This window comes from Deminuibacter soli (assembly GCF_003412455.1).
Lineage (GTDB): Bacteria > Bacteroidota > Bacteroidia > Chitinophagales > Chitinophagaceae > Deminuibacter > Deminuibacter soli.
Genome location: NZ_QTJU01000003.1, coordinates 159923 through 185693, shown reverse-complemented (window position 1 = coordinate 185693; position 25771 = coordinate 159923). Strand labels below are relative to the sequence as shown.

At 47.6% G+C, this 25771-nt stretch carries 26 protein-coding genes; 16 read left to right on the top strand and 10 right to left on the bottom strand.

Features of this window, described 5'->3' with window-relative positions:
• Positions 1-8 precede the first annotated feature (8 nt).
• Both DXN05_RS11115 and DXN05_RS11110 read right to left on the bottom strand, forming a co-directional pair.
• Entirely contained in the window at positions 9-563 is a 555-nt protein-coding gene (locus DXN05_RS11115) for an RsmD family RNA methyltransferase (protein WP_116847324.1), read from the bottom strand.
• Positions 563-1384, bottom strand: a complete 822-nt coding sequence (locus DXN05_RS11110; RefSeq protein WP_147313895.1) for a DUF3822 family protein — start codon at positions 1382-1384, stop codon at positions 563-565. Before DXN05_RS11110 ends, DXN05_RS11115 begins: the two co-directional genes overlap by 1 nt.
• A gap of 198 nt (positions 1385-1582) precedes the next feature.
• On the opposite strand from DXN05_RS11110, the gene DXN05_RS11105 reads away from it, so the two are divergent.
• Entirely contained in the window at positions 1583-2941 is a 1359-nt protein-coding gene (locus DXN05_RS11105) for an MATE family efflux transporter (RefSeq protein WP_116847322.1), read from the top strand.
• An 82-nt stretch (positions 2942-3023) separates the two neighbouring features.
• Here the strand turns inward: DXN05_RS11105 and DXN05_RS11100 are convergent, their stop codons facing one another.
• Positions 3024-3683 (bottom strand): protein-L-isoaspartate(D-aspartate) O-methyltransferase, encoded by a 660-nt coding sequence (locus DXN05_RS11100; protein ID WP_116847576.1) that lies wholly within the window; start codon positions 3681-3683, stop codon positions 3024-3026.
• 247 nt (positions 3684-3930) lie between these two features.
• On the opposite strand from DXN05_RS11100, the gene DXN05_RS11095 reads away from it, so the two are divergent.
• From DXN05_RS11095 to DXN05_RS11080, 4 genes are all read left to right on the top strand, one after another.
• Positions 3931-5202, top strand: a complete 1272-nt coding sequence (locus DXN05_RS11095) for a nucleoside permease (RefSeq protein WP_116847321.1) — start codon at positions 3931-3933, stop codon at positions 5200-5202.
• A gap of 97 nt (positions 5203-5299) precedes the next feature.
• Entirely contained in the window at positions 5300-6490 is a 1191-nt protein-coding gene (locus DXN05_RS11090; protein WP_116847320.1) for a Gfo/Idh/MocA family protein, read from the top strand.
• A gap of 165 nt (positions 6491-6655) precedes the next feature.
• Positions 6656-6865 carry a double zinc ribbon domain-containing protein gene (locus DXN05_RS25245; protein WP_116847319.1) on the top strand — a complete coding sequence of 70 codons (210 nt, stop codon included), beginning with the start codon at positions 6656-6658 and terminating at the stop codon, positions 6863-6865.
• Between the two features lie 51 nt (positions 6866-6916).
• Complete coding sequence (locus DXN05_RS11080; protein ID WP_116847318.1) at positions 6917-7276, top strand: zinc-ribbon domain-containing protein; 360 nt, start codon at positions 6917-6919, stop codon at positions 7274-7276.
• A gap of 57 nt (positions 7277-7333) precedes the next feature.
• On the opposite strand, the gene DXN05_RS11075 is transcribed toward DXN05_RS11080, so the two are convergent.
• Positions 7334-9061: a phospho-sugar mutase gene (locus DXN05_RS11075; protein WP_116847317.1), complete on the bottom strand. Its 1728-nt coding sequence runs from the start codon at positions 9059-9061 to the stop codon at positions 7334-7336.
• A 152-nt stretch (positions 9062-9213) separates the two neighbouring features.
• On the bottom strand, positions 9214-9714 hold the full coding sequence (locus tag DXN05_RS11070) for a phosphoribosyltransferase family protein (protein WP_116847316.1): 501 nt from the start codon (positions 9712-9714) through the stop codon (positions 9214-9216).
• A gap of 113 nt (positions 9715-9827) precedes the next feature.
• Between DXN05_RS11070 and DXN05_RS11065 the strand changes: the two genes are divergently transcribed.
• The 4 genes from DXN05_RS11065 to DXN05_RS11050 all read left to right on the top strand — a co-directional run bounded on the left by DXN05_RS11065 (position 9828) and on the right by DXN05_RS11050 (position 13266).
• Positions 9828-11150, top strand: a complete 1323-nt coding sequence (locus DXN05_RS11065; RefSeq protein WP_116847315.1) for a (Fe-S)-binding protein — start codon at positions 9828-9830, stop codon at positions 11148-11150.
• A 95-nt stretch (positions 11151-11245) separates the two neighbouring features.
• Positions 11246-11881, top strand: a complete 636-nt coding sequence (locus DXN05_RS11060; RefSeq protein WP_116847314.1) for a LysE family translocator — start codon at positions 11246-11248, stop codon at positions 11879-11881.
• Between the two features lie 66 nt (positions 11882-11947).
• A complete protein-coding gene (locus DXN05_RS11055) occupies positions 11948-12727 on the top strand; it encodes a (Fe-S)-binding protein (RefSeq protein WP_116847313.1) in 780 nt (259 codons plus the stop codon).
• A gap of 14 nt (positions 12728-12741) precedes the next feature.
• Complete coding sequence (locus DXN05_RS11050; RefSeq protein WP_116847575.1) at positions 12742-13266, top strand: hypothetical protein; 525 nt, start codon at positions 12742-12744, stop codon at positions 13264-13266.
• Between the two features lie 263 nt (positions 13267-13529).
• Here the strand turns inward: DXN05_RS11050 and DXN05_RS11045 are convergent, their stop codons facing one another.
• The gene (locus tag DXN05_RS11045; RefSeq protein ID WP_245975185.1) at positions 13530-14519 is read right to left on the bottom strand and encodes a DUF3078 domain-containing protein; all 990 of its coding nucleotides are present in this window, start codon (positions 14517-14519) and stop codon (positions 13530-13532) included.
• A 217-nt stretch (positions 14520-14736) separates the two neighbouring features.
• Here DXN05_RS11045 and miaB point away from each other — a divergent pair, with 217 nt between their 5' ends.
• From miaB to DXN05_RS11010, 7 genes are all read left to right on the top strand, one after another.
• Entirely contained in the window at positions 14737-16176 is a 1440-nt protein-coding gene (gene miaB / locus DXN05_RS11040) for a tRNA (N6-isopentenyl adenosine(37)-C2)-methylthiotransferase MiaB (protein WP_116847573.1), read from the top strand.
• A gap of 99 nt (positions 16177-16275) precedes the next feature.
• Positions 16276-17589, top strand: a complete 1314-nt coding sequence (locus DXN05_RS11035) for a sigma-54 interaction domain-containing protein (RefSeq protein WP_116847312.1) — start codon at positions 16276-16278, stop codon at positions 17587-17589.
• Complete coding sequence (lptE, locus tag DXN05_RS11030; RefSeq protein ID WP_245975184.1) at positions 17573-18142, top strand: LPS assembly lipoprotein LptE; 570 nt, start codon at positions 17573-17575, stop codon at positions 18140-18142. Before DXN05_RS11035 ends, lptE begins: the two co-directional genes overlap by 17 nt.
• A 153-nt stretch (positions 18143-18295) precedes the next feature.
• The gene (locus DXN05_RS11025) at positions 18296-19969 is read left to right on the top strand and encodes a hypothetical protein (protein ID WP_116847310.1); all 1674 of its coding nucleotides are present in this window, start codon (positions 18296-18298) and stop codon (positions 19967-19969) included.
• Position 19970: 1 nt separating this feature from the next.
• Entirely contained in the window at positions 19971-20318 is a 348-nt protein-coding gene (gene secG / locus DXN05_RS11020; protein ID WP_116847309.1) for a preprotein translocase subunit SecG, read from the top strand.
• Between the two features lie 324 nt (positions 20319-20642).
• Positions 20643-21677, top strand: coding sequence for an endolytic transglycosylase MltG (gene mltG, locus DXN05_RS11015; protein ID WP_116847308.1), 1035 nt, complete (start codon positions 20643-20645; stop codon positions 21675-21677).
• Between the two features lie 23 nt (positions 21678-21700).
• Positions 21701-22657: a YihY/virulence factor BrkB family protein gene (locus tag DXN05_RS11010; RefSeq protein ID WP_158559215.1), complete on the top strand. Its 957-nt coding sequence runs from the start codon at positions 21701-21703 to the stop codon at positions 22655-22657.
• 46 nt (positions 22658-22703) lie between these two features.
• On the opposite strand, the gene DXN05_RS11005 is transcribed toward DXN05_RS11010, so the two are convergent.
• The 4 genes from DXN05_RS11005 to DXN05_RS10990 form a co-directional block, all read right to left on the bottom strand.
• On the bottom strand, positions 22704-23183 hold the full coding sequence (locus DXN05_RS11005) for a TlpA disulfide reductase family protein (protein ID WP_158559214.1): 480 nt from the start codon (positions 23181-23183) through the stop codon (positions 22704-22706).
• A gap of 5 nt (positions 23184-23188) precedes the next feature.
• A complete protein-coding gene (locus DXN05_RS11000) occupies positions 23189-23773 on the bottom strand; it encodes a TrmH family RNA methyltransferase (protein WP_116847305.1) in 585 nt (194 codons plus the stop codon).
• Positions 23774-23845: 72 nt separating this feature from the next.
• Positions 23846-24547: an NUDIX hydrolase gene (locus tag DXN05_RS10995; protein WP_116847572.1), complete on the bottom strand. Its 702-nt coding sequence runs from the start codon at positions 24545-24547 to the stop codon at positions 23846-23848.
• Positions 24548-24693: 146 nt separating this feature from the next.
• A complete protein-coding gene (locus tag DXN05_RS10990) occupies positions 24694-25755 on the bottom strand; it encodes a formimidoylglutamase (protein WP_116847304.1) in 1062 nt (353 codons plus the stop codon).
• Between the last annotated feature and the right edge of the window lie 16 nt (positions 25756-25771).

Below are 25771 nucleotides of genomic sequence, written 5' to 3'. Positions count from 1 at the left end.
ATATCTCGCTATGCTCCCGGTTCTTCTGCAGATTCGAAAAAGGAGAACAACGTGGTGCCGTAATTGCGTACAAAGCTGAAGCCGGGGTATTGCTCGTAACCGTTGCGGGGCGTGTGTTCCAGCACAAAGAAGCCGCCTGGGGCAATGAGTTTTTGTGCAACTATTATTTTGGGAATTTCATCGATGGTGCCCAATGCGTAGGGCGGGCCGGCAAAAATAAAATCGAACTGGCCGGTGCAGGATGCCAGGAAGCTGAATACTTCCAGTTTCAGCACTTTGCAGTTTTCGATACCCATCATTGCTACATTCTTTTTGATGAATGCATGCATGGCCGGATCTTTTTCTATAATGGTTAAATCAGCTGCACCGCGGGATGCCAGCTCGTAGCTGATGCTGCCGGTACCGCCGAACAGGTCTAAGGTTGTGATGTCTTCAAAATCTATCCTGTTCTGCAGAATATTAAACAGTCCCTCTTTGGCAATATCTGTCGTAGGCCGTGTATGCGGCATGTTTGCAGGCGGATTGATGCGCCTGCCGCCGAATTTGCCGGAAATGATCCTCATTAGCCTACGGTTTTTAAAAATGGTAAAAAATAATGATACGGGTATTCGCCAAAAGCAGCGTCTTCCATGCCTTCATCGTTGTATTCTTCTACTTTCAGGTTCTGCAGGTATTTGTATAATTCGCTGTACAGGGCCGAACGCAGGTCAATTAAGCCGGAAATGCAAACATCGGTTTCTGCAGGTGACAGATCATACTGTTCAAAGGTATTGAGGATATAGTACACCACATCTTCCGGCGTCTGGTACGCAAAACGCCTGATGAGCTGTAACTGGCTGTCGCGGTACAGGATCAGGAAAAAATGGCCGCGGTAAAAGAACACACGCACGCCATCTGTGATATCGGTGGCATGGTTGCCGGCATAAATACCCTGGAATTTATGGGTGTATTTGGCAAAGGGGAAATGTTTGTCCAGCTCCTCTTTCCAGCTGCGTGGTGCACGGAAAATGGCGTTGGCAGTAAGCGCAGGCTGCTGGGCAGTAATGGCGCCCGGGGCATGACCGTATACCATATCGAGGTAATCACCTGCAGACACGCGGTAGGCATATTTTTCGGGCACCAGCAGGCATTCTTCATTCTCCCAGATAATAGTGGTGCCGGCATAGCTTGATTCGAGGATTTTGGAATGCAGTTTAATGAGCCTGAATATCTCGCCGAAATTAATCAGCGCCTTATCCTGGTCAAATTCAAACAATTCAAAAGCCTGAACCTGCCCGGTTTGAAGGTCTTTGATCCAGCAGGCGAGCTGGCTCATGCCTGCTTCAATGTATAACCTTGCCGTTCCTTCCAACTGGGTGTATATCGCAAACGTCTTTTGTACCATAAAGTCCTGTTCAAAATGCAATGTTACAAAAATACTTTTGTGTTGTTTATTTGATTGTCAATGCCATTTAATGAATAAAGGGCATCTTTTATTGTGCAGTGGCAAAAAAAGAAAATGCCGGAAGCCCTGCCATTACACTTAACTTAATGACATTGATTTGATAGTTGCCGGGGGTAATTGTAATTTTGCGCCTCCTTTATGGTGCAAACCAGGCCCGATATCAATCTTCAGCTGACAGTGAGCAACCGGCAGATTTTAAAAATCGCCATGCCCATAGCAGCGTCTATCGTAGTGCCGCAGATCAACTTTATTACCAATAATATTTTTCTTGGCTCACTGGGTGTAAAATCCCTGGCCGTGGCAGGCATTACCGGGGTGTATTACCTCATTTTTGCCGTAATCGGCGCGGGGTTGAACAGCGGATTGCAGGCGCTGATTTCGCGCAGGGCCGGTGAAAACCGTATTGAGGAAATCGGCAACCTGTTTCACCAGGGTATCCGCATTGCACTGGTTTTTGCGCTGGCAGGCATTGCCATTACCTTTTTTATTGCGCCTGCGGTACTGGCGCGATCGTTACACGACCCGGAGAACCTGCAGATGGCGCTGCACTTTTTGTATATCCGCATATGGGGCCTCCCCTTTTTATACATTTACCAGATGCGCAATGCGCTGCTGGTGGGCACCAACCAAAGCAAATTCCTGGTAATTGGCACACTGGCTGAAACCGTGGTAAACATTGTGCTGGACTATGGCCTGATAAAAGGCCATTGGGGTATGCCGGCCATGGGTTTTAACGGAGCAGCCGTGGCCTCTATTACCGCCGAAGCAGCAGGGCTGGTGATTATTTTCGCTGTAATGCGCTGGAAGGGCATCAGCAAACAACTGCAGCTGTTTAAAAATTTTCAATACGATGCCACGCAAACCCGGCTTATTGTAGAGCAATCGGCCCCGCTTATTTTGCAGAACGCCATCAGCATTGTAACGTGGGAGTTCTTTTATATCCTGATTGAACATCATGGCGAGCTGGCACTGGCAGTATCCAATACCATGCGCAATATATTCGGCCTGTTCGGTTGTGTAACCTGGGCCTTTGCTGCTACCAGCAATACCATGGTGAGCAATATCATCGGCCAGCAGCAGCAGCACCGGGTTATTGACCTGGTATGGCGCATTGTGCGGTTAAGCCTGGGTTTTGCCATTGTAGTATGTACCTTGCTGAACATTGCACCCGGGTTCTTTCTTCGCATTTATGGCCAGGGCGATGCGTTTATAACAGCAGCCATTCCCGTAGTACGCGTGGTGTCACTTGCGCTGGTACTGCAATCTATCTCTACTATCTGGCTCAACGCAGTTACAGGTACCGGCAACACGGTGATTAACCTGCTCAGCGAAAGCATTGCCATTATCTTCTACGGTTTGTATGTATACCTGGTACTGGAAGTATTCAACCTCTCGATTATTTACGGCTGGATGAGTGAAATGCTGTACTGGATTGTGTTGTTCGTACCCTCATTCTGGTACATGATGAGCGGGCGGTGGAAGAGGAAAATCATTTAGATGGTTGACATTGCTGAATGGTTGTATGGTTATCCAAACAATAAAAAATCCGCTTTGCTAAAAGCGGATTTTTTATTGTACGCTACCCGTTCTTCCCCACAAGCATGGGAACAAAAGAGAACAGTTCAAACGATTCTTCTTTTATTTCGCCGCCTGGGAGTTTGGTAATGCGGAGCATGCGTTGCCTGTCGTCGCCTTCGTTTACGGGGATCACCATCATGCCGCCTTCTTTTAGCTGTTCAATGAGTTTGGGCGGAATAAAGGGTGCGGCTGCGGTAATAATTATTTTATCGAACTGGGCGTAGGCAGGTAAGCCTTCAAAGCCATCGCCATAAAAAAAACGGATATTGGGGTATTTGTTGCGGAAGATAAACTGTTTGTTTTGCTCGTACAGTTTTTTCTGGCGTTCAATGGTGAATACCCTTGTCTGCATTTCGGCCAGCACACTTGCCTGGTAGGCACTGCCGGTGCCTATTTCCAATACTTTTTCGGTGCGCTGTATCTGTAACAGCTGCGATTGGTAGGCTACGGTATAGGGTTGTGAAATGGTTTGGCCTTCACCAATGGGGAAAGCCCTGTCTTCGTAGGCAATTTTGTCAAAAGCGGAATCTAAAAAAAAATGTCTGGGGATGTTGTTAATTGCTTCCAGTACGTTTTCATCGGTAATACCTTTTTCCCTGAGCAGGTTTACAAGCTGACGTCTTAATCCTTTGTGCCGGTATGTGTCCTCAAATTTTTTCATAATCACGATGCAAGTTAATGCGCAGGAATGTGTAAAAAACACATTTTCTTTCGTACTTTTCAACAGTTTTTCTATGTAAACCAATATGATTATGCTACGATTGCCGGTAAGCCAGGTGCGCAAATCCAGGCCAGACAAAGGGCTGGTTACTACTTTCTCCTTATCATTGCTTCTAATTTACAACAATATTTGTTATTCTATACCAACTACTCAACCAACATTTTAACAGCATCAAAAACAATCACTAATGAAATTACAAACAGGAATCCGGCTGTCTTTTATGATGTTTCTCGAATTTTTTATCTGGGGTGCATGGTTTGTTACCATGGGTACTTACCTGAGCAGCAAGGCCATTAATGCCTCCGGTAATGAAATTGCCACAGCTTACCTTAGCCAGAGTATCGGTGCCGTGATTGCGCCGTTTATCGTAGGTCTTATTGCCGACCGTTTCTTCTCTGCCCAGCGTATCCTGGGTGTGCTGCACATAGCCGGAGCCATTGTTCTTTGGACCATTTCATCAGCTGCCGATTACAATAGTTTTCTGCCGCTGATTATGATTTATATGGTGCTGTTTATGCCAACCCTTGCCCTGGTGAACTCTGTTTGCTTAAGGCAAATGACCGATCCCAACAAACAATTCCCTCCTATCCGCGTACTGGGCAGCATTGGCTGGATCATTGCCGGTTTAATCATCGGCTGGCTGGGTTGGGAACATAAAGATGAAGTTACACAGCTCACCAACCTGCAGCTGACTTTTAAAATGGCTGCCGGTGCTGCTGCATTGCTGGGCCTGTACAGCTTTAGCCTGCCTGCCACACCGCCCATGAAAAAAGGACAGAAAACAACTGTGGGTGATATACTTGGTCTTGATGCCATTGGTTTGCTGAAAAACAAATCATACCTCATTTTCTTCCTGGCTTCTATTGCTATCTGTATCCCGCTTTCTTTCTACTATAACTTTACCAACCAGTTCCTGAACGATACGGGTATGACCGGTGCTGCGGGCAAACAATCGCTTGGCCAGGTATCTGAGGTATTGTTTATGGTATTGATGCCTTTGTTCTTTACCAGGCTGGGTGTTAAAAAAATGCTTGCCTTTGGTATGCTGGCATGGGTACTGCGTTACGCCTGTTTTGCGTACGGTTATACCGGTGGTGCAGACTGGATGCTGCTGTTTGGTATTTTGCTGCATGGCATCTGTTACGATTTCTTCTTTGTTACCGGCCAGATTTATACCGACAACCACGCCGGAACCCGCTTCCAGAGCGCAGCTCAGGGCTTTATTACACTGGCTACCTATGGTGTGGGCATGTTAATCGGCACCATCCTGTCAGGTAAAATTGTAGATGCGTACAAACTCAACGAAACACAGCACGACTGGAAAACCATCTGGTTAATTCCTGCAGGTATTGCACTTGCCGTACTGGTACTGTTTATCCTGTTCTTTAAAAACGACAAGAAGAACATTTCAGCTAACCATCACACGCCGGTAAGCGATGAGCATACCGTGCCTGTTTAGCTATTTGTTTTTAATATCATAAGGCTATTCCATATTAACCGGTATGGAATAGCTTTTTTATCTGTTTATTTTCTCCTACCTATAACACACTACTCCTATGCAAAAAATAGCGATGCTGGGCTCAGGATTCATAGCCCGTTTTTATGCAGAATCCATCCAGGGATACCGCAGCCGTGACAAGATTGTGAGCATTTACTCCCGCCGCGACGAAAGTGCCAGGAAGTTTGCAACTGATTACCAGGTAGAACATATTTCTACCGACATGGAACAGGCTATTGCACATCCTGAAGTAACCATGGTATGTATTGCACTGCCCAATAACCTGCACGAAGCGGCTGTACTGCTTTGCTGCAAACACAAAAAAGCAGTGATCACTACCAAGCCCCTTGGCCGCAACGCCGAAGAAGCCAAACGCATGCTGCTGGCTGTGGAAGAAGCAGGCATTTTTAACGGGTACCTAGAAGACCTGGTATACACGCCTAAATTCATTAAAGCCTACGAAAGCGTAAAACAAGGTGCACTGGGCCGCATTCTTTGGGCCAAATCGCGTGAAACGCATCCTGGTCCGCACAGCGAATGGTTCTGGAACCTGGAAGAAGCAGGCGGCGGCTGTATACTTGACCTGGGCTGCCATTGCGTTGAAATTACACGCACCTATATCGGAAAGAACATACGCCCGGTTGAAGTGATGTGCTGGGCAGATACACAGGTAAAACCGATTGAAGCAGAAGACCATGCCATCGGGCTGGTAAAATATGAAAACGGCGCAATTGCACAGTTTGAAGTAAGCTGGACTTTCCGTGGCGGACTTGACCTGCGTGATGAAGTAATGGGTACAGAAGGTACTATCTGGATCAATAATTTCATGCGTACCGGCTTTGAAATGTTTACCACGGGCAAGGGCGCAGATTATGTGGCTGAAAAAGCAGAAAGCAACAGCGGCTGGTTGTTCCCTGTGGGTGATGAGCTGAATGAGCTGGGCTATAACCACATGTTTATGGACATGTTTAATGCCATTGAAAAAGGCACTGCACCCAAGGAATCGTTTTACGATGGTTATGTGGTAAACGCCATTCTTGATGCGGCCTACAAATCTGCCAAAACCAAGCTGTGGGAGCCTGTGCAACTGGATATATGGCGTGGTGAAACCGGCGTAACCAAAGCCAGCAACCTGGTTGAGTACGATGCGGATCACTACCTGATCAAAGAAGAAATGACGCATTTCGGCACCAAAAAACTGATTCTCAAAAACAAGCACTCCGGTAAGATAGAAGAACGGGTAATTTAATTTGAGCATTTGAAGATTTGAAAATGTGGTAATTTGAATGCGCATGCATTTGAGTTACCACATTTTTAATGGCAGGCAGTTTATACATGATACACTACCAGGGAATGGCAGGCGTTGCATGCGATATTTTCTTATATTTAGCAGAAGAAAACCCCTTACTAAACAATGAGCCATTGTACGAAATGCCAGTTGAATGGCCCGGCTGATGCGCGGTATTGCCATCATTGCGGGCATCCTTTGCATGAGCAGGCACCGTTGCAGGTGAGCTGCATGGTATGCAAAGCAGTTTATGCTCCGGATGCGGTTTTTTGTATTGCCGATGGCAGCAGACTGGTATATGCCGGTGCTGTGGCTGAATTAAGTGAGCAGCCCTGATCAATGCTTTCCAACCTTCTTTGAACCCTATTCTCCAGTCAATTCTACACTATGATCTGTACTTCCTGCGGTACCGTTAATGCACCGGAAGCCAGGTTTTGCAAGGCTTGCGGACATCACTTGTATGAGCAGCAAAACACCGGTGACGGCGGTATTTTAAGAAAGGATATGCTGGCGATCGCTATCTACTTCGCGTGGGATTGCCTGGTGATGATTGTGTACCTTGTAATGAACAAGCTTATCCGCAATGCTTACATCAGTAATTACCGCTTTATCTATACAACCATCAGCATCTTATCTGCCCTTGCGCTAATGGTATTGTTTTTTGCACTACAACATAAAATACTGCGTGCGCTTACGGCGCTATTGCTCACATTGCATGTATTCAGCTTTTTTATTGATTACCTCTGACGAAGATTGCTTTATGGTTATATGGTTAAAAAAAGGCCACCGTGCGGTGGCCTTTTTTTATTTCAGTTTCATGTCTGCGATAATGCTTTTTATGCGCCCCTCCAGTGAAGCGAGGGGCGCATCGAAGGCGGCTGCATCGGGCAGTTTGGTGTTTACACTGAAGTAAAACTTGATTTTAGGTTCAGTACCTGAAGGACGGGCAGAGATCTTTGTACCGTCTTCCAGTATAAACTGCAGTACATTGCTTTTAGGCAATTGGATGCTCCAGCTTTCGCCTGTTTTCAGGTTTTTACCGGTCTGCAGTTCGTAATCGAGCAGTTCCACAACAGCCGAACCGTTGATGGTAGCCGGTGGGTTGCTGCGGTAACCCTGCATCATTTCTGCAATCTCTTCCTGCCCGCGCATACCTTTTTTGGTAATGCTGATCAGTTGTTCCAGGTAAAAACCATATTGTACATACAGGTCAATCAGTTTTGCGTAGAGGCTTCTGCCCTGCTCTTTTTCGTAGGCTGCCATTTCGCACAGCAGTGCTGCGGCAGATACAGCGTCTTTATCACGTACCTGGTCGCCCACCATCAGGCCAAAGCTTTCTTCACCGCCAATTACATAGTTCTCTTTGCCTTCTTTTTCTTTCAGCAGCTCGGCAATCCATTTAAAGCCGGTAAGCACATTGTAACAGGCAATGTTGTTTTGTTTGGCAACCGCATCGATCATCTCAGAGGTAACGATGGTTTTAATCACCATATCGTTCGGCTGTGCAAGCCCTTTCTTTTTGCGTGCTTCAATCATATAAGCGAAAGCAAGCACGGCGGTCTGGTTGCCGTTCATGAGCACCCATTCGCCTTTCAGGTTTTTAACACCAATACCAACGCGGTCGGCATCAGGGTCGGTACCCACGAGGATGTCGGCGTCAAGCGCCTTGGCTTTGTTCAAACCAATGCTCATGGCTTCTGCCTCTTCGGGATTGGGATATACAACGGTAGGGAAATTACCGTCGGGTTTGCTTTGTTCTTCCACCACATGCACATTGGTAAAGCCATAAGCCTGCAATACCTGCGGAACCAGGGTGATGCCTGTACCGTGAATGGGTGTATAGACTATTTTAAGATCGTGCTGTTTGGCAATTACTTCAGGATAAACGCTGAGGCCTTTTACCATATTGATATAGGCATTGTCAATGTCTTTCCCGATAATGGTAATGCGGCTTTCACCACCGGTGAATTTCACTTCATCCACGCTTTTAATGGCTTCCACCTCTTTAATCACGTTTTTATCGTGCGGGGGAACCAGCTGACCGCCATCGTTCCAGTATGCTTTATAACCATTGTATTCTTTGGGATTGTGCGAAGCAGTACAGATAACACCGCCTTTGCAACCCAGCTGGCGAATGGCGAAAGACAGTTCGGGCGTGGGGCGCAATGCTTCGAACAGGTAAACCAGTATGCCATTGGCGGCAAATACATTGGCAACTGTTTCAGCAAAAAAGCGGCTGTTGTTGCGGCTGTCGTGACCAATGGCCATTTTAATTTCCGCATCGCCATAGGTTTTGCGCAGGTAGTTGGCAAAACCCTGTGTGGCCAGTCCCACGGTATATTTATTCATACGGTTGGTGCCAATGCCCATGAGGCCGCGCAAACCGCCCGTACCAAATTCAAGATTCCTGTAAAAGGCATCAGCCAGCTCATCGGGGTTATCCTTCTGTAAACGGGCTATTTCATCTTTGGCTGCCTGATCGTAGTTACCATTGAGCCATTCATTAACGTTCGCTTGAATAGTTGCATTCATAAAATCGACATATTTTAATGCGGGACAATTTTAAGGATAATTCCCCGGTTTTATGCGGATAATCCGGGGAACATCTTACAAAGCAATATCTGTGCCCGAGACAGTTCATATTACAGAAAAACAAGCGGTTACAAGCTTGTGCCGGGAGAAGGCTAGTTTACATACGCCCCGGTAACTTCACCGTTTTCCACTACCACGGAAATATGATCCTGCAAAGTAGTGGCAATGGAAGAGCCAACATAATCGGGTTTAATGGGATATAGTTTGTGCATACGCTCAACCAGTACCAGGGTTTGAATGCGCCTGGGCAGGTATTGCAGCAAGGGTTTGAGTGCGTACAGCAGGGTGCGGCCACTGTTGATTACATCATCTACCACGATGATGTTTTTGTCGTTCAGGTCAACAGCTTCGCTCAGCACAGCGTTACCGGGATGTGCTTTATCAAGTGTAACAGACAACAGCTGCACTTCAACCGACACATAACGGCGCAGCAGGTGCGCAATTTTCTCTGCGATCACCAGCCCGTTCTGTTTTACGCCAATCAGCATTACCGGCACATTGTCTTCACTTATCTGCTCGGCTATTTCCAGGGCCATGCGATGTAACTTTTCAAGCGCTGCCTCTTTGCTGAGAATGTAATTCCGGTTGCTCATTCGAAAAAGAATTTACCTGTTACGGAAAGAGCAATATTAATAAAAGCGTGTGACAATACAACCGGTTACCAATCAAAACATTTATCTTAGCACGGTTATAACTGTAACCGCTTATGGCTATTTTTCAGCAGATTGCATTTATTCTCGTTTCGATTGCCGCCATTTTTCTTTTCGCCAAAAAAGCAGGGCAAATCCGCCGCAACATATTGCTGGGCCGTGATACGGTACCTGCCGGTGAAAGCGGTGAACGCTGGCGCAATGTATTGTTGCTGGCTTTCGGGCAGAAAAAGATGTTCCGCAACCCGCTGGTGGCTGTAATGCACTTTATTATCTACGCAGGCTTTATCATCATTAACATAGAAGTACTGGAAATTGGGCTGGATGGCGTATTCGGTACGCACAGGCTGTTCGCCGGCCCGCTGGGCTTTTTGTACAGCTGGCTCATCAACAGTTTTGAATTCCTGGCCGTTGGTGTGCTCACGGTTTGTATTATCTTCCTTATCCGCAGAAATGTGCTGAAAATACGCCGCTTCCTGAGTAAAGACCTGAATGGCTGGCCGCGCAGCGATGCCAATTACATATTGCTCACTGAGATTATACTCATGAGCCTGTTCCTGTTGCTGAATGCATCAGACACATTGCTGCAACAGCGCGGCGTTGGGCATTTCGGCACACACCTTACCGGCAACTTTGCTTTCAGCAGTATATTGCACCCCCTGCTTAATGGTGCCGGCAATGAAACGCTGGAAGCCATAGAACGCACCTGCTGGTGGCTGCATATACTGGGCATTTTTGCTTTCCTGAATTACCTGCCTTATTCCAAACACCTGCATATTATACTGGCCTTTCCCAATGCTTATTACGCACCGGTTGAACCTGAAGGAAAGATGCACAACATGCCCGATATTCAAAAGGAAGTGTTGTATGCCATGCAGCCCGAGCTGGCCCCTACCGGCGACGCAGCTGCTGCACCGCATGGTAAATTCGGCGCCAAAGATGTGGCTGACCTGAACTGGAAAAACCTGCTGGATGCATACAGCTGTACAGAATGCGGTCGTTGCAGCGCAGCCTGCCCTGCCAATATCACCGGTAAGCTGTTAAGTCCGCGCAAGATTATGATGAGCACGCGCGACCGCCTGGAAGAAGTGGGCCGTAACATCAACGCCAACAAACAATTCAACGACGACGGCAAATCACTGCTGCACGATTATATCACCGAAGAAGAACTGCGCGCCTGCACCACCTGCAACGCCTGTGTGGAAGAGTGCCCGGTAAGCATCTCCCCGCTCGATATCATTCTTCAGCTACGCCGTTACCTGGTAATGGAAGAAAGCAATGCCCCGCAGGAATGGAATACCATGTTCAGCAGCATTGAAAACAATTTTGCCCCCTGGAAATTCTCGCCTGATGACAGGGATCAATGGACGATGGATTGATGGTATGATTGTTCGATGGTTATAACAGTTCAGCCGTTAAACCATCCGGACCGATTGCTCTTTCTTCGTATTATTGCAGCCTTATCTATTTTAACATGCACCTGATTTTCATTGCTTCCATGGGTTGGCTGTTAAGTTTTCTGGGGCAGTTACCGTTGGGCACTATGAGCATTACTGCTACCCAGATCACTGTTCAGGAGAGTTTTCGCAATGCGTGGAAATATGCCATTGGCGTAACCATTGTAGAAGTGATTTACCTGAGGTTGGTATTATATGGCGTAGATGGCATCAGGCGACATGAAACTTTATTCAGCGTGTTGGGTTGGCTAACCGTAGTGTTCTTCCTGGCACTTGCCATATGGAGCATCATCTCTATAAAGAAGGATGCCGGTGAGGGCAAAGAGAAGAAAGCCATGCTGCTTAATAATAAACTCAACCGCTTTCTGCTCGGCCTTAGCATGAGTGCCCTGAATCCTGCACAAATTCCTTTCTGGTTTATATGGACCAGTTATTTTCTGGACACCAAAGTATTGCAGTCAGACGCCACGCAGTTTAATTTTTTCTCCATCGGCGCAGGCATTGGTACCATCAGCGGCTTAACCCTGTATATGTATGGCGGCAACTGGTTAATCACCAAGCTCAAAACCAGCAACCGCACGCTCAATAAAATAATGGCCGCCATCTTTGTAATAGCAGCCGCAGCACAAATCTGGCGCATGTTAACACGCTAGCTTAACCATCTATCTATCAAACCATCATTCCATCATTTTCATTATTTTTGAACAAATACCAGGCTTATGAAAGTTTCCAGTATGGCAGAGATGATGATGAACGGTGAATCGCCAGATATCTTGTTCTGGGTGGGTTGTGCAGGCAGTTTTGACCAGCGTGCACAGAAGATCACCAAAGCCTTTGCCAGCATACTGCAAAAAACAGGCATCCGCTTCGCCATATTGGGTAAGGAAGAAGCCTGCACCGGCGACCCTGCACGCAGATCGGGTAATGAGTTTTTGTTCCAGATGATGGCTTATAACAACATCCAGGTGTTGAATGGTTATGGCATCAAAAAAATCGTGACAACCTGCCCGCATTGCTTTAATACATTGAAGAATGAATACCCCGAGCTCGGCGGTAATTATGAAGTAATACATCACACCACCTTATTGCAGCAACTGATTGACGAAGGCAAAATAAAAATGAAGGAAGGCGGCAGCTTTAAAGGCAAACGCATTACTTATCATGATAGCTGCTACCTTGGTAGGGCCAATGATATTTATGAGGCGCCGCGCAAGGTTCTGGAAACGCTGGATGCCGAACTGGTTGAAATGAAACGTTGCCGCAGCAAGGGTTTGTGCTGCGGTGCCGGTGGTGCGCAAATGTTTAAGGAAGAAGAAAAAGGCGATACACGCATTAACTGGGATCGTACCAGCGAGGCACTGGAAACAGGTTCTGCTTTTATTGCATCGGCCTGCCCGTTCTGCAATACCATGCTTACCGATGGTGTTAAGAAAAATGAAAAAGAAGCCGGTGTGGCCGTGCTCGACATAGCCGAGCTGGTGGCCGCCAGTATGGAATAATGTATCTTTGGGCCATGAATTTCGAATACAGTCATCATATACCAACCGATTTTGATCATAGCTCAAGGGTATGGATATACCAGAGCAGCCGTTTGTTCACCTTCCAGGAAGTATTACAGCTCGAGCCCATGCTCGAGGCCTTTGCCGCACAATGGAAAAGTCATGGTGCACAGGTAAAAGCCTATGCCAACCTGTTGTTCGGCCAGTTTATCGTGTTAATGGCCGATGAAACCCAGGCAGGCGTAAGCGGTTGCAGTACCGATAGCTCGGTACGTTTTATCAAACAGGTTGAGGACACTTTTAAAGTAGATATGTTTAACAGGCAGATGCTGGCCTTCGTGGTAAAAGACAAGCTGCAGCTGCTGCCCCTCTCCCAGCTCGAATATGCCCTGCAAAACGGCTTTGTTACCGGCGAAACTTTGTACTTCAATAACCTCGCTGCTACCAAGGAAGAACTGCTGAATAACTGGCTGGTACCGGCAGGCAAAAGCTGGCTGGCAACGCGGTACCCGGCGCTGAAGCAGGTGGAAAGCCGGTGAATAGTGAATAGTGAATGATCTAAGCGAAAATTAGTGAGTGGTGAGTAGTCAGTGGTGAGTGAAAGCCGGTGAATAGTCAATAGTGAATGATCGAAGCGGGACGGGATAGCCGGGCTTCGTTCAGGCATTGAGCAATATATAGTAATATCCACACAAATAGTGCATAAAAAAGAGCGTCCCGGCTCAGCAGGGACGCTCTTTTTATGTGGTGGTATATCTCCAACGTTAAACTTTAAACCTTTAAACAATCAAACCCTCCCGCCCTAGTACCACTGGTCGGGCAGGCGTTTTATGGTTGTTAAGGGGCGCGACAGGCCAATGCCGATCATGCTTTTGAGCTGCAGCGCAGCGCTTTGTTTGCCGGGGCCGAACAGGCGCACATCATCATCATAAATAGCGTCGAGCTCGTAGGTGGCCGACAGGAATTTATTGATTTTGAAGGTGAGCATATTGGTCATATACAGGTCGATGTTCAGGGGCTTGTGCACATAGTTCGAGAACAGGTCCATCCTGCCCTTGTATACTACGTTTTTCATGATTTCCTTGCCGTAATTGAGCGATGCAAACGCACCAAACTCGGTAGCTATATGCTTGCCGGTATCTACACCATACAAGCCTTTGCCGGCAATGCTGCTGGATGTAACAATTACAAAACGGCTGGTAATGGGTGATACGAAAATAGAGAACTCTTTCACCGGCTTGTAATCCAGACCAAGTGATAAAAGCACGTAGGCAGGCGATAGCAGGGAAGACGTGCGTACGCCGGTGCCGCCGTCGTAATTATAACCGTCGAAAAACTGTGTACGGAAGTTGAACAACCCGGATATAAACAGCTTGCGCGAGGTATCGATGCTGTAACCGTATTTGGAAAGGAAGTCTAACCGGTCGTCGTTTTTACGGCTGCCGAGGCTGCTGGTTTTAACAAAGCCGAAATTAAAATCAAGGTTATTGTCCCAGGTATGCCTGCCGCGCTGGTACAACATAAAATAGTTCACGTAAGTAGTAAGGGCCAGGGAGAAATTATCACCACCTGCCGCCCAGTTGCTCAGCGAGCCCTGGGCAAGGTTCAGGTTGAATAACCCGCCCCGTTTCCAGCTCCATTTAATCGTGTCTTTCGGGTCTTTTTTTACATCCCTGAATATTTCATTGGGCAAAGTGCGCACCGGGATATCATCCTGTGCAAAAACGGTGGCCCCAAACAGTAACGTTGCACCCAGTAACAATACAGTGCGTAAACGGAATAACATAGCCATGCTTATAACATATTATTTTATTCAATATCAGCAAGTTGCAAATATCAATTAACTTTTTGAAACAGGCTCATCTTCCGCACAAAAAATCCTGCTCAACCGTTTTCGCCCGGGCAAATATAAAAACCCATTAACAGAAAGAGTTGTTAATAAACTGCCAAACTGGCACTTTACATCTTTTTATTTACTTTTGCAGCTCATCAAATGTAAAGGAATGGAAATGCTGGAATTAGCTGCAAAAGTACACGATGAAAGCAGGCAGGGTGAAGCCTACGCTCCCTTTGCCGGTGATCCGACTGTGTACCGGAAAAAGTTCTACATAGAAAGTTATGGTTGCCAGATGAATTTCAGCGACAGTGAAATTGTTGCCTCTATTTTAAATGGCGAAGGTTTTGGCGCCACCCGTAACCTGGAAGAAGCAGACCTGGTGTTTTTAAATACGTGCAGTATCAGGGAAAAGGCTGAACAAACCGTTCGCAAACGCCTTACCGATTTCAGGAAGATGAAGGAAAACAAACCGGGCATGCTCATCGGTGTGCTGGGTTGTATGGCTGAGCGTTTGAAAGCCAAATTCCTGGAAGAAGAAAAACTGGTAGATATGGTGGTGGGCCCGGATGCCTACCGCAGCTTACCCGGGTTGATTGAAGAAGCAGAAACCGGCCAGAAAGCAGTGAACGTACTGCTGAGCCGTGACGAGACTTATGCCGATATCTCTCCTGTTCGCCTCGATAGCAACGGCGTTACTGCCTTTGTATCCATCATGCGTGGCTGTAACAATATGTGCAGCTTTTGCGTGGTGCCTTTTACCCGCGGCCGCGAACGCAGCCGTGATGCCCACTCTATTGTACACGAAGCGGCTGATTTGTTTAACCGCGGTTTTAAAGAGGTAACATTGCTGGGCCAGAATGTGGACAGCTACTACTGGGTAGACGAGGCAACACAGCAACAGGGCGAAACTGCCCGCGCGGTGACCTTTGCAGAACTGCTGGAGAAAGTAGCGCTGATCAGTCCTGATCTGCGTGTGCGTTTCAGTACTTCCCACCCGAAAGATATTACGGAAGAGGTGCTGCTGACTATGGCTAAATACGAGAACATCTGCAAGTACATACACCTGCCTATTCAAAGCGGCAATACGCGTGTGCTGCAGCTGATGAACCGTACCTATACCCGCGAATGGTACCTGGCCAAGGTTGACCAGATTAAACGCATTATGCCCGATTGCGGCATCAGTTCGGATATTATTGCCGGCTTTTGTACCGAAACGGAAGAAGAGCACCGGGAAACCATCTCGGCCATGGAGCACAGCAGATACGACATGAGTTATATGTTCTTCTACAGCGAACGTCCGGGCACACTGGCTGCACGCCGTTATAAAGATGATGTGCCGGAAGACGTGAAGAAACGCCGCCTCCAGGAAATTGTGGAAGTGCAGAACCGCCTGTCGCTCGAAAGCAACCAGCGCGATATCGGCCGGTCATTTAAAGTATTGATTGAAGGTGAAAGCAAACGCAGCAACGACGACTGGATGGGACGCAACAGCCAGAACAAGGTGATTGTATTTCCCAAAGGTGCTGCGGAACACAAAAAGGGTGACTATGTGTGGGTGAAAGTGAACAGCTGCACACAGGCCACTTTGCTGGGCGAAATGGTAACGGCTTAAGCTGTTGCCATACCTGTGAAAGAGAGCGGATATAGCAGCAGAGAAAGGATGCATACAGGAGAATAAAGTTTTTTGGAACAACAAATCCCGATTCACACAATGGAGATTCAAAGCATTAAGAACAGATTTGGCATTATAGGCAACTCCCCTGCGCTGAACCACGCATTAAACGTGGCAGTGCAGGTGGCTGCCACAGATTTGAGCGTATTGATTGTAGGCGAAAGCGGTGTGGGTAAAGAAGTGTTTTCGCAGGTAATACATGCCCTGTCATCACGCAAGCACAATTCATTTATTGCCGTGAACTGCGGCGCCATTCCCGAAGGCACCATTGATTCAGAATTGTTTGGCCATGAAAAAGGTGCTTTTACGGGTGCCGTAGACAGTCGCAAAGGCTATTTTGAAACCGTAAACGGCGGTACCATTTTCCTGGATGAAATTGGTGAAATGCCCCTGGGTACACAGGCCCGTTTGCTGCGTGTGCTGGAAACAGGCGAGTTTATCCGCGTAGGCTCATCCAAAGTACAGAAAACCGATGTGCGTGTTATTGCCGCCACCAACCGCGAGCTGCTGGAATACACACAGAACGGTAAGTTCAGGGAAGATCTGTATTACCGCCTCAGTACCGTACCCATTCGCGTACCGGCGCTGCGCGACCGCAAGGAAGACATTCCCCTGCTGTTCAGGAAATTTGTGGTTGATTTTGCGGAACGTTATAAAACCACGCCTGTGCAGCTTGATGACGATGCACGCAATATGCTGGTGAACTACCCCTTCCAGGGTAATGTGCGCGAGCTGAAAAATATTGCGGAGCAGATTTCCGTTTTAACAACACAGCCACAGGTGAACGCACTGGAGCTGCGCCGCTTCTTGCCCGAAAAAAGCAATGGCGGCAACCGTATGCCGGTACTGGCCTCCGGTGCAGGCAGCAGCGGTAACGAGTTTGCCAATGAGCGTGAAATATTGTACAAGCTGTTTTTTGATATGAAGAAAGATGTGACAGAACTCAAGAAAATGTTTCTTGAGCTGTTACAGAACCCTTCCCTGGCAGGTACCATGGCCAATTACACCAAGGAATCGCTGCTGAGCGATTATGGCAGCAGCAACGGTTACCAGGGCAACGGCAGCGAACTGCCTGCACCCATGATTACCACCGCCCCTGTTGTAGCGCAGCCGGCCATGGGCAGTCACCCGCAAGGTATAAACCAGCCGGTTATCCTGCAGCACGATCACGACGGCGAAATACACCATCACGAAGAAGTGGAAGAATCGCTCAATATAATGGACAAGGAAAAAGAGCTGATTGTAAAAGCCCTGAAAAAACACAAGGGCAAAAGAAAAGATGCAGCGCTCGACCTTGGCATTAGCGAAAGAACCCTGTACCGCAAGCTTAAAGAATATGATATTAACGATTAACAATATGACCCGTTTCGCCAGAACCTTTTTACCGCGTCCGCTTGTGCTTGTATTGCTTGCAGTTGTCTTTACAGGCCTCAGCGGTTGCGGCGTGTATTCGTTTAAAGATGTAAGCTATTCCCCTGCCGTTAAAACCATCAAGATAAACCTGTTTCAGAACAAGGCCGGTTATGTAAACCCGCAGCTGGCGCCCAGGCTAACAGAAGGTTTTTCACAGAAAGTATCCAATCAAACCCGTTTAACCCGCACTACGAACGACGATGCGCATTACCAGGTAAGCGCCACCATTGTTTCTTACCGCGTAACCACCTCTGCCATCAGTAACCAGCAGGCAGCCACCAACAGGCTTACGGTTGCCGTGCATGTTGAATTTAAAAACACACTCGATCCCTCACTGGATAATAATAAAACGAGAGACTTTGATGTGAGCAGGGATTTTGAGTTCTCCGCCAACCTCACGTTAAACCAGGTAGAGGCACAATCTTCCTTTTTTGATGATCTGGTGAAGAACATGAGCGACGAAATTTTTAACCGTATTTTTTCTAACTGGTAGCAGATTAGTATTTTCACTGCTTCAAAGCGTAAATTGGCATAACATTGTACGAATGGCATGGCTTGTGCACTATAGCGTGAAACTATGCAACAGCATTCGCAGATTAGGCTCAATTCGTGTTATTTCGTGTTAGGTTGAAAAACAGAAGCATTCATGAACCTGGTAGAAAACAAAATAGTGCAACTGCTTACCGGCAAACCCAATTTGCAGGAAGTATCTGTATCAGAACTGGAAGCCATTACGCAGGAACAGCCGTTTTTCTCGGTTGCACAGCTATTGCTGGCTAAAAAAATGAAGCAGGAAAATCATCCCGGGTTTCCCCAGCAGGTAGCTAAAACGGCTTTGTATTTTCCCAATACCTACTGGCTCGATCACCAGTTAAATGCCCTGGCCGTAGAAGAACCTGCGCGTAATTTTACCGTCTCTCAACCGGCATTTACCCAGGTGGATGAACCGCAATCTGAAGCACTCACTTCTGAAGAAACTGCCCCGCTGTTCCCGGAAGATGAAGCTACTGCCGACCCTATTTTCACCGGAATTACCCCTTTGGAAGCCGATGTAGATAAATTCATACCGGCCGAAGATGATATCCACATTGGCGATGCTTACCCGGTTACCGAACCGGAAGCAACACCGGTTGAAGCCATTGCAACCGAAGCGCCGGAACCAGTTACTGAAGAAACGACAGCTACACCGGAGCAACCTGTTGCAGCTACCACTGAAACGCAGGAAGACGGCCCTAACTGGAGCCTGCCTACCGGTGATTTATACGAGGAAGAAACTTATCCCTCATTTAACCAGGAAGCCCCTGCAGCGGCCGCTCCCGTTGCAGAAGAAGTACCTGCGCCAGCAGCAGGCGGCTGGCATTTTGACGGCATAAACGAAGCGCCTGCCCCGCAACAGGAAACCAGCACAACCGCTATTGCCACTACCCCTACAGGCAGCAACTGGCATTTTGATATTGAAGAAGAGGCCACAGCAGCAGCTGAATCAGCCGCCGATGAAGCTGAACCCGTTACCGCGGCCAGTGAACCGGTGGAAGAAGCAGCCCTGCTTACCACAGCTGACCTGCCTGCAGCAACCGATGCAGAACCTGTAACCGAGGCCGCCATTGAAGCACCGGTTGTACCAGTTGAGGAACAAGCGGCCGGAACCGAAGCCGAAACATTGATTGAGGCGGAAGAACAACAGGTTGTTACTGAGGAAATTATAACTGGCACTTCAACTGAAACATTGCCGGGTGAAGAAGAGACTGCAGCGCATTTTGAGCAATCTGTTAAAGATACTTTCAGGGCAGCAGCACGGGAAACACCTCCTGCGGCTGATGAAGACCAGCTGCCGGTAGATGAGATAGGCGAAAAAGGCGAAACCGGCGTGCCCAACCAGAAACTGGCTGAACTGCTGCAACAGCAGGCGGAGCTGTACAATAAACCGGTTAACGCACAAACCGAGTTACCCATTGAGACGGAGAAATTCCATACGGTAGACTATTTTGCTTCACTGGGTATAAAAATGGATGCCGAACCTGCTGAATCTGATGCATTTGGCAAAAAAGTACGTAAATTTACCGACTGGCTGAAGCAAATGAAACGGATTAACCCGCAGCCCAAAGATCTCGGCACTGCCAATGAGCAGGAGCAGGTGGTTCAGGGAATTGCAGCTAATTCAAACGAAATAAAGGATGTTGTTACGGAAGCCATGGCCGATGTGCTCGTTAAACAGGGCAAAATTGACAAGGCCATCCAGCTTTATTCTAAATTAAGTTTTTTGAATCCGGACAAATCCGCTTATTTTGCTGCCAAAATTTTAGCATTAAAAGCAACGTGACATGACTATCCTGTTTTTTATTTTGATTGCCCTCGCTTCTGTGATACTGGGTTTTATTGTACTCGTACAAAACCCCAAGGGTGGCGGATTGTCAGGCGCTATCGGCGGTATCAGCAACCAGTTTATGGGTGTTAAACAAACAACCGATGTACTGGAAAAAGGTACCTGGATATTTTCAGCGGTTATCGGTGTACTCTGCCTGTTTTCTGCCTTCTTTTTTAAAGGCGGTGAAGCAAGCGGTCCCGACACTTCTATCCTGCAAAAAGTAAACACTACTGCCCCTGCACCATCGCAACCTGCTACACAACAGGCTGCACCTGCTGCCGCTGCAGATTCTAACAAGAAATAAGCTCGTTTACATAATTCAGTACCCTGTCTGCCCCAAGCAGATGGGGTTTTTTATGGGGCTAATTGAAGACAATTTGAAGATTTGAAAATGTGGTAATTTGTCTGTGGGAGACAGAGAATAGTTTTGATGGCTCGATGGTTGCATAGTTGGGGTGTACCCCTTCGGGGATGCGGGGGCGGGTGAATAGTCAATAGTGAGTAGTGAGTGATGAGTGGTGAGTGGTGAGTGGTGAGTGATTGAAGCGAGGTTACGCATGACTGATGTTTCACGAATTGGTTAGGCTATCGATTTTTTGTAAAACGGTTTTACGATTTAAACGATTATATGAAACGTATTATTACCCTTTTCCTGGCTTTAGTATTACTCGGGGCAGCCGTGCTTGCCTGGTTGTTATTGGCACCGGCTACCGATTTTTCGCAGAAATCAGCTTACCTGTATGTGTATGAAGACAGCACGAGTGCACAAACCCAGGTAATGCACCAGTTAAACGACAAACAACTCATTAAACACCCCGGCCTGCTCAATACCCTGGCTGAGAAATGGGGCGTATGGGATAAGCTGAAAAGCGGCAGGTACGAAATAAGTAAAGGGCAAAGTGTATTGAGCGTTGTACGCATGCTGCGCAACAACAAACAGGCGCCGGTAAAACTGGTGATCAATAAACTGCGCACCCGTGAAGACTTTGCGCGTATGCTGGGCCGCAACTTCAATACCGATTCAGCCAAAGCCATCGGCTTTTTATCCAGCAACGATTCGCTGAGTTCACTGGGCGTGGATACCAATACGGTAATGACGCTTATTATTCCTGATACCTATATTTTTAACTGGAACACTTCAGTAAAGAAGGTGCTGCAGCATTTAAAAGGTGCGCAGGAAGAGTTCTGGAAAAAAGACGACCGCGAACAGAAAGCAGCGGCACTGAACCTTACGCCACAGCAGGTATATTCACTGGCTTCCATTGTAGAGGAAGAAACCAATTACAATCCTGAAAAAGGCAATATCGCCAGTGTTTACCTTAACAGGCTGAACAAGGGTATGTACCTGGGTGCCGACCCAACCATTAAATTCGCGTTGCGCGATTTTGGCCTGCGCCGTATTTATTTCGGACACCTGGCGGTGGTTTCACCTTATAATACGTATAAAAACAAGGGACTTCCCCCCGGCCCTATCTGCACCCCGGCTGTGGTAACCATTGATGCAGTATTGAACCAGCCCAAAACCGATTACCTGTTTTTTGTGGCCAGCGCAGAATTAAACGGCACGCACCATTTCAGTACTAATTTTGCAGAACACGATCAATATGCCAAGGCTTATCAGAAAGTACAGGACGAACGTGGCAATAAACAACCGGCCAAATAACACAAACCAAACCCGCTGTTGTTTTGACTAAACTGGAACGCGTTATATTAAACTCTGCTCCTGCCAGCTTTTTTATCAATAAAAGCCGCCGTATTATATTACCCGGCTTTGAAGGGCTGGCTTTGTACGATGTGGTGCAGTACTTTCTGAACCAGGTAAAACGTGTGGGATTGAATGTACGCGCCGCAGCAATTTCGTTCAATTTTATCATGGCCATACCAGCTGCCGCCATCTTCCTGTTTACCCTGGTGCCTTACCTGCCCATCTCCAAACAGTTTCATAACGAACTGTTCCGTATTGTGCGGGATATTACCCCCAACCAGGAGACACAGAAATTCATGGTGAGCTTTCTCGATGATATTTTCAACAAGCCTAAAGGTGGTATGCTATCGCTCGGTTTTATACTGGCAGTGTTTTATTCATCCAATGCCATGATGGGTATCATCCGCACGTTCGACAGGTCGCTGGTATACCGCAGGCGCAGCAATTTCGTTGCCAAGCGCTGGCGGGCCATACGCCTTACCACCATTGTGATACTGCTGATTATTGGTACCATCTTAATTTCCCTGGGGCAAGGTGTATTGTTCAAGTCTATACTGGGCTATTGGGGCATCCACAACTCCTCCATCCGTTTCTGGATAAAAACCCTGCGATGGCTGGTGATATTGGTGCTGTTCCTGGTTTCAATCGGGTTGATTTACAAGTACGCCCCCTCGGTAACCAAGCGCTGGCGCATACTTTCGCCGGGTGCTATCTTTGCTGCTTCGGTTACCATACTGGTCACCATGTTATTTTCGATATGGGTAACGAACTTCTCGAACTACAATAAATTCTATGGCTCCATTGGAACGGTGCTGATATTGATGTTCCTGATTTTTATCAATTCCCTGATACTGCTGGTGGGCTTTGAATTAAATGTAAGCATCAGCCACCTGAAGAAAGAACGTGACGAACAAAACAGTTTGAAAGAGATGGATTGATTGTTCAATGGTTATAAACCATCAATCCATGCAGCCATTCAGCCATCTATTTAGTCATTTGCTGCAGCAGCAGCTGTACCTGCGGGTCGGTAACCTGGCGGTTCAGGAACTGCCTGAAATGCGTTTGGTTGTTCACGAACAGTGATACGGGTATGGTGCCGTGCCAGGTGCTGTCTATTTTAGGGCAGTACTCGTCGGCCTTCATGTCTTCGAGCCATACCACCTGTGAGGCATAATGATGCTGGTTAATGAATTTGCGCAGGTTGCCGGGGTAATCGCCGGGCAGGTCAAGGCTTACCAGCAGCAGCTTTACATTGTGGTCTTTAAAAGCAGCCACGTTTTTTTCAAACCACGGTATCTCATGTATGCAGGGGGTACACCAGCTGGCCCAGAAATTTACAATCAGCGGCTGGGTGCTGGTATCAATCATGCGCTGAATATCGGCGATCTTCACGCGTTTTATTTCCTGCGCGCAAAGCAGGTTACAGGCCAGTGTTAAGCCAAGAAGGAACAGTAGTTTTTTCATGGATATTATTGCTTGATTGACCATTGCTGCAACAGCGTTTCCCTGCGTGCTGCATGCATACCCGGTGTGTTGTAATGACCGGCCAGCATTTTCTGGCGGTAGGCTTCATAAATACTCACAGCGCAGGCAACTGAAATATTGAGGCTCTGTATCATGCCTACCTGCGGCACATTAAAATTGCCCTGTGCACGGTTGCGGATCTGTTCACTTACACCGTTGCGTTCGTTGCCAAACACCAGGGCTACCTTGCGGGTAAAATCCACTTCATGCAGGGGCACTGAATCGGCACCGAGATGCGTGGTTAACAGTATAAATTGCTGTTGCAGCAGTTCGGCAATACAGGTTTCCGCTTCGTTGTAATGGTGCAGGGTAACCCATTTTTCAGCACTTCGTGCGCTGAGAAAACCCCAGTTGCGCGGGCGTGCCTGCGGCGGGTGAATAAGGTGAATATCCTGTATGCCTACAGCATCGCAGCTGCGCATAATGGCAGCGATATTGCGCGGGTCTTCCACATGCTCGAGTACCACGGTAATGTTCTCCTGGCGCTTCGCCATTACACGTGCTAATTTTTCACTCCTTTCCGGGGTCATTGCCTGTTAATTGAAAGTTACCTGGTACCGCAACGCCATTGCTGGCTGTGGTATCAGCAGGCAAAGATGCAGCTAAAATTTATTCGGATTGGGAATAAAATTGAGAAACGAATGGAATTTGGCGTTGTACTTGCGTTTGTCGAGTTTGTAATAGAAAGCCCCTTTTTTCGAGTTCAGCTTGTCTTTCGACTTCTGCTTTACCAGCAGCCCGGTAGAGAGCACCTTGCGGCTGAAATTGCGCTTATCGAACAGGCTGTCGTATACACCTTCGTACAGGTTCTGCAGTTGTGGAACGGTGAATTTATCGGGTAACAGTTCAAATAGAATCGGGTGCAGGGCGGCTTTGTAGCGCAGGCGTTTTTTTGCTTCCGCCACCATTTCCTTGTGGTCGAAAATCAAATCGGGCAGGCCGCGCAGCGATACCCATTCAGCGTGGTATTCTTCACTCAGCTGCTGGCGGTACTGGTCAAGATCGATCAGTGCAAAATAAGCCACGGAAATGGTGCGTTCCACCGAATCCCTGTCCGGCTTGCTGAAGGCATACAGCTGTTCCATATAAACACCCTGCAAGCCGGTGAGCTGCTGTAATACATGTGCAGCGCCGTCTTCCAGGCTTTCATTTTCTTTGAGAAAGCCTCCCACCAGGCTCCACCTGCCTTTCAGCGGTTCAAGTCCGCGCTGAATCAGCAGTAATTTCAATTCCTGTCCGTCAAACCCGAAGATGATACAATCTACTGCTACCAGTATCCTGGTTTGTTTCAAATATCTGCTCATAAACAATCTTTCTTTAAACCTGGGGGCTAATATAAGGAGTTCGCTGCGAGCTGCAAGCATCCGGCACAATGCTTTATCAGTTTTTAAGGCCGTATAACTCCGTTAAGCATGCAGTGCCACTTGTTTTGCTGCAAAATGCACCAGGGTTAAGGTTGTTCGTCTGCCAGTGCGGCTTTTACAAAATCAGCTACCAGGTAACTGACCAGCTTGCCGGTGGTTTCGTCGCGGCGGCCATCATTGAGTTGTGTGGCGCCTTCACAAATGTGCAGGTACGCAGCCTTGCAGGCAGATGCCGTATAATGCAGGTAACGCCTGGCGTGCAGGGCCGTAATACCCGATGGGGTGGCTGCACTGCTCAAAGTGTGTTCAATACAATCCACATCCAGCTCTATACCTACCCAGGTAGCATCGGTAAAACTGATGGCATCGGTAATGGCTTCCCTGAACGATCTTTTTTCGTGCAGGAAAATATCCTCGTACGTGGTAATATCGATGAAGGGATTGTTGACAATGTCAATCCAGGTATTCTGGGTAAGGTAGTTCTCGTGCAGGCCTATTACGCAGTACTTTTCAAGGTATCCATCTTCTTCTGCATAACGAAAGGCGTTACCGCTGTGGCGGCCTTCTGTGGGCCTGTAATCGGCATGTGCGTCGAGGTTAATGGCGTTGATCTGTGCAATAGGCAGCACACCTGCTTTATGCAATCCCTTGGCAGCCCCTTTAATGCAGCCATACGCGTTGTTATGACCTCCGCCAATTACCAGCGGTATTTTACCGAACCGCGTAATTTGTTTCACCACGTCTTCCACGGCAGTATCAATCACCGGCACAGCATGGCGGTAAGCATCTATGCGCTCTTCAGCGCTGAGGGCATTGTTTTCAACGGCAGCACTGAGCTCCGAAAAATCGAGATGACCCAGCAGCAGTACTTCTTCGCCCTGTAAAAAATCGTTGCTCTGTATATTGAGAAAAGCCTGCAGAAACGGCTGCCACAATGTGTCTGCCCCGCCTGTACCTGCATTTGCCTTTACGCCAATATCTTCGGGCACACCGAGCATAACAAACTTCGCGGTACTTTTTTCGAGTGCCGTTTCATCCCATTTACCACCGTGCAGCAGCTGCACACATTCACCCAGTTTGGTTTCAAAACGTCGGAGGCGCGTAAGCGCGAGCACATCGTGTTTGGTATAAATTTTCAGGTATTGCATGGCAAACAAATTTATT

Coding starts and splice junctions, on each gene's coding strand:
- DXN05_RS11115 (WP_116847324.1), bottom strand. CDS start 563: ATGAGGATCATTTCCGGCAAATTCGGCGGCAGGCGCATCAATCCGCCT.
- DXN05_RS11110 (WP_147313895.1), bottom strand. CDS start 1,384: ATGGTACAAAAGACGTTTGCGATATACACCCAGTTGGAAGGAACGGCA.
- DXN05_RS11105 (WP_116847322.1), top strand. CDS start 1,583: ATGGTGCAAACCAGGCCCGATATCAATCTTCAGCTGACAGTGAGCAAC.
- DXN05_RS11100 (WP_116847576.1), bottom strand. CDS start 3,683: ATGAAAAAATTTGAGGACACATACCGGCACAAAGGATTAAGACGTCAG.
- DXN05_RS11095 (WP_116847321.1), top strand. CDS start 3,931: ATGAAATTACAAACAGGAATCCGGCTGTCTTTTATGATGTTTCTCGAA.
- DXN05_RS11090 (WP_116847320.1), top strand. CDS start 5,300: ATGCAAAAAATAGCGATGCTGGGCTCAGGATTCATAGCCCGTTTTTAT.
- DXN05_RS25245 (WP_116847319.1), top strand. CDS start 6,656: ATGAGCCATTGTACGAAATGCCAGTTGAATGGCCCGGCTGATGCGCGG.
- DXN05_RS11080 (WP_116847318.1), top strand. CDS start 6,917: ATGATCTGTACTTCCTGCGGTACCGTTAATGCACCGGAAGCCAGGTTT.
- DXN05_RS11075 (WP_116847317.1), bottom strand. CDS start 9,061: ATGAATGCAACTATTCAAGCGAACGTTAATGAATGGCTCAATGGTAAC.
- DXN05_RS11070 (WP_116847316.1), bottom strand. CDS start 9,714: ATGAGCAACCGGAATTACATTCTCAGCAAAGAGGCAGCGCTTGAAAAG.
- DXN05_RS11065 (WP_116847315.1), top strand. CDS start 9,828: ATGGCTATTTTTCAGCAGATTGCATTTATTCTCGTTTCGATTGCCGCC.
- DXN05_RS11060 (WP_116847314.1), top strand. CDS start 11,246: ATGCACCTGATTTTCATTGCTTCCATGGGTTGGCTGTTAAGTTTTCTG.
- DXN05_RS11055 (WP_116847313.1), top strand. CDS start 11,948: ATGAAAGTTTCCAGTATGGCAGAGATGATGATGAACGGTGAATCGCCA.
- DXN05_RS11050 (WP_116847575.1), top strand. CDS start 12,742: ATGAATTTCGAATACAGTCATCATATACCAACCGATTTTGATCATAGC.
- DXN05_RS11045 (WP_245975185.1), bottom strand. CDS start 14,519: ATGGCTATGTTATTCCGTTTACGCACTGTATTGTTACTGGGTGCAACG.
- miaB (WP_116847573.1), top strand. CDS start 14,737: ATGCTGGAATTAGCTGCAAAAGTACACGATGAAAGCAGGCAGGGTGAA.
- DXN05_RS11035 (WP_116847312.1), top strand. CDS start 16,276: ATGGAGATTCAAAGCATTAAGAACAGATTTGGCATTATAGGCAACTCC.
- lptE (WP_245975184.1), top strand. CDS start 17,573: ATGATATTAACGATTAACAATATGACCCGTTTCGCCAGAACCTTTTTA.
- DXN05_RS11025 (WP_116847310.1), top strand. CDS start 18,296: ATGAACCTGGTAGAAAACAAAATAGTGCAACTGCTTACCGGCAAACCC.
- secG (WP_116847309.1), top strand. CDS start 19,971: ATGACTATCCTGTTTTTTATTTTGATTGCCCTCGCTTCTGTGATACTG.
- mltG (WP_116847308.1), top strand. CDS start 20,643: ATGAAACGTATTATTACCCTTTTCCTGGCTTTAGTATTACTCGGGGCA.
- DXN05_RS11005 (WP_158559214.1), bottom strand. CDS start 23,183: ATGAAAAAACTACTGTTCCTTCTTGGCTTAACACTGGCCTGTAACCTG.
- DXN05_RS11000 (WP_116847305.1), bottom strand. CDS start 23,773: ATGACCCCGGAAAGGAGTGAAAAATTAGCACGTGTAATGGCGAAGCGC.
- DXN05_RS10995 (WP_116847572.1), bottom strand. CDS start 24,547: ATGAGCAGATATTTGAAACAAACCAGGATACTGGTAGCAGTAGATTGT.
- DXN05_RS10990 (WP_116847304.1), bottom strand. CDS start 25,755: ATGCAATACCTGAAAATTTATACCAAACACGATGTGCTCGCGCTTACG.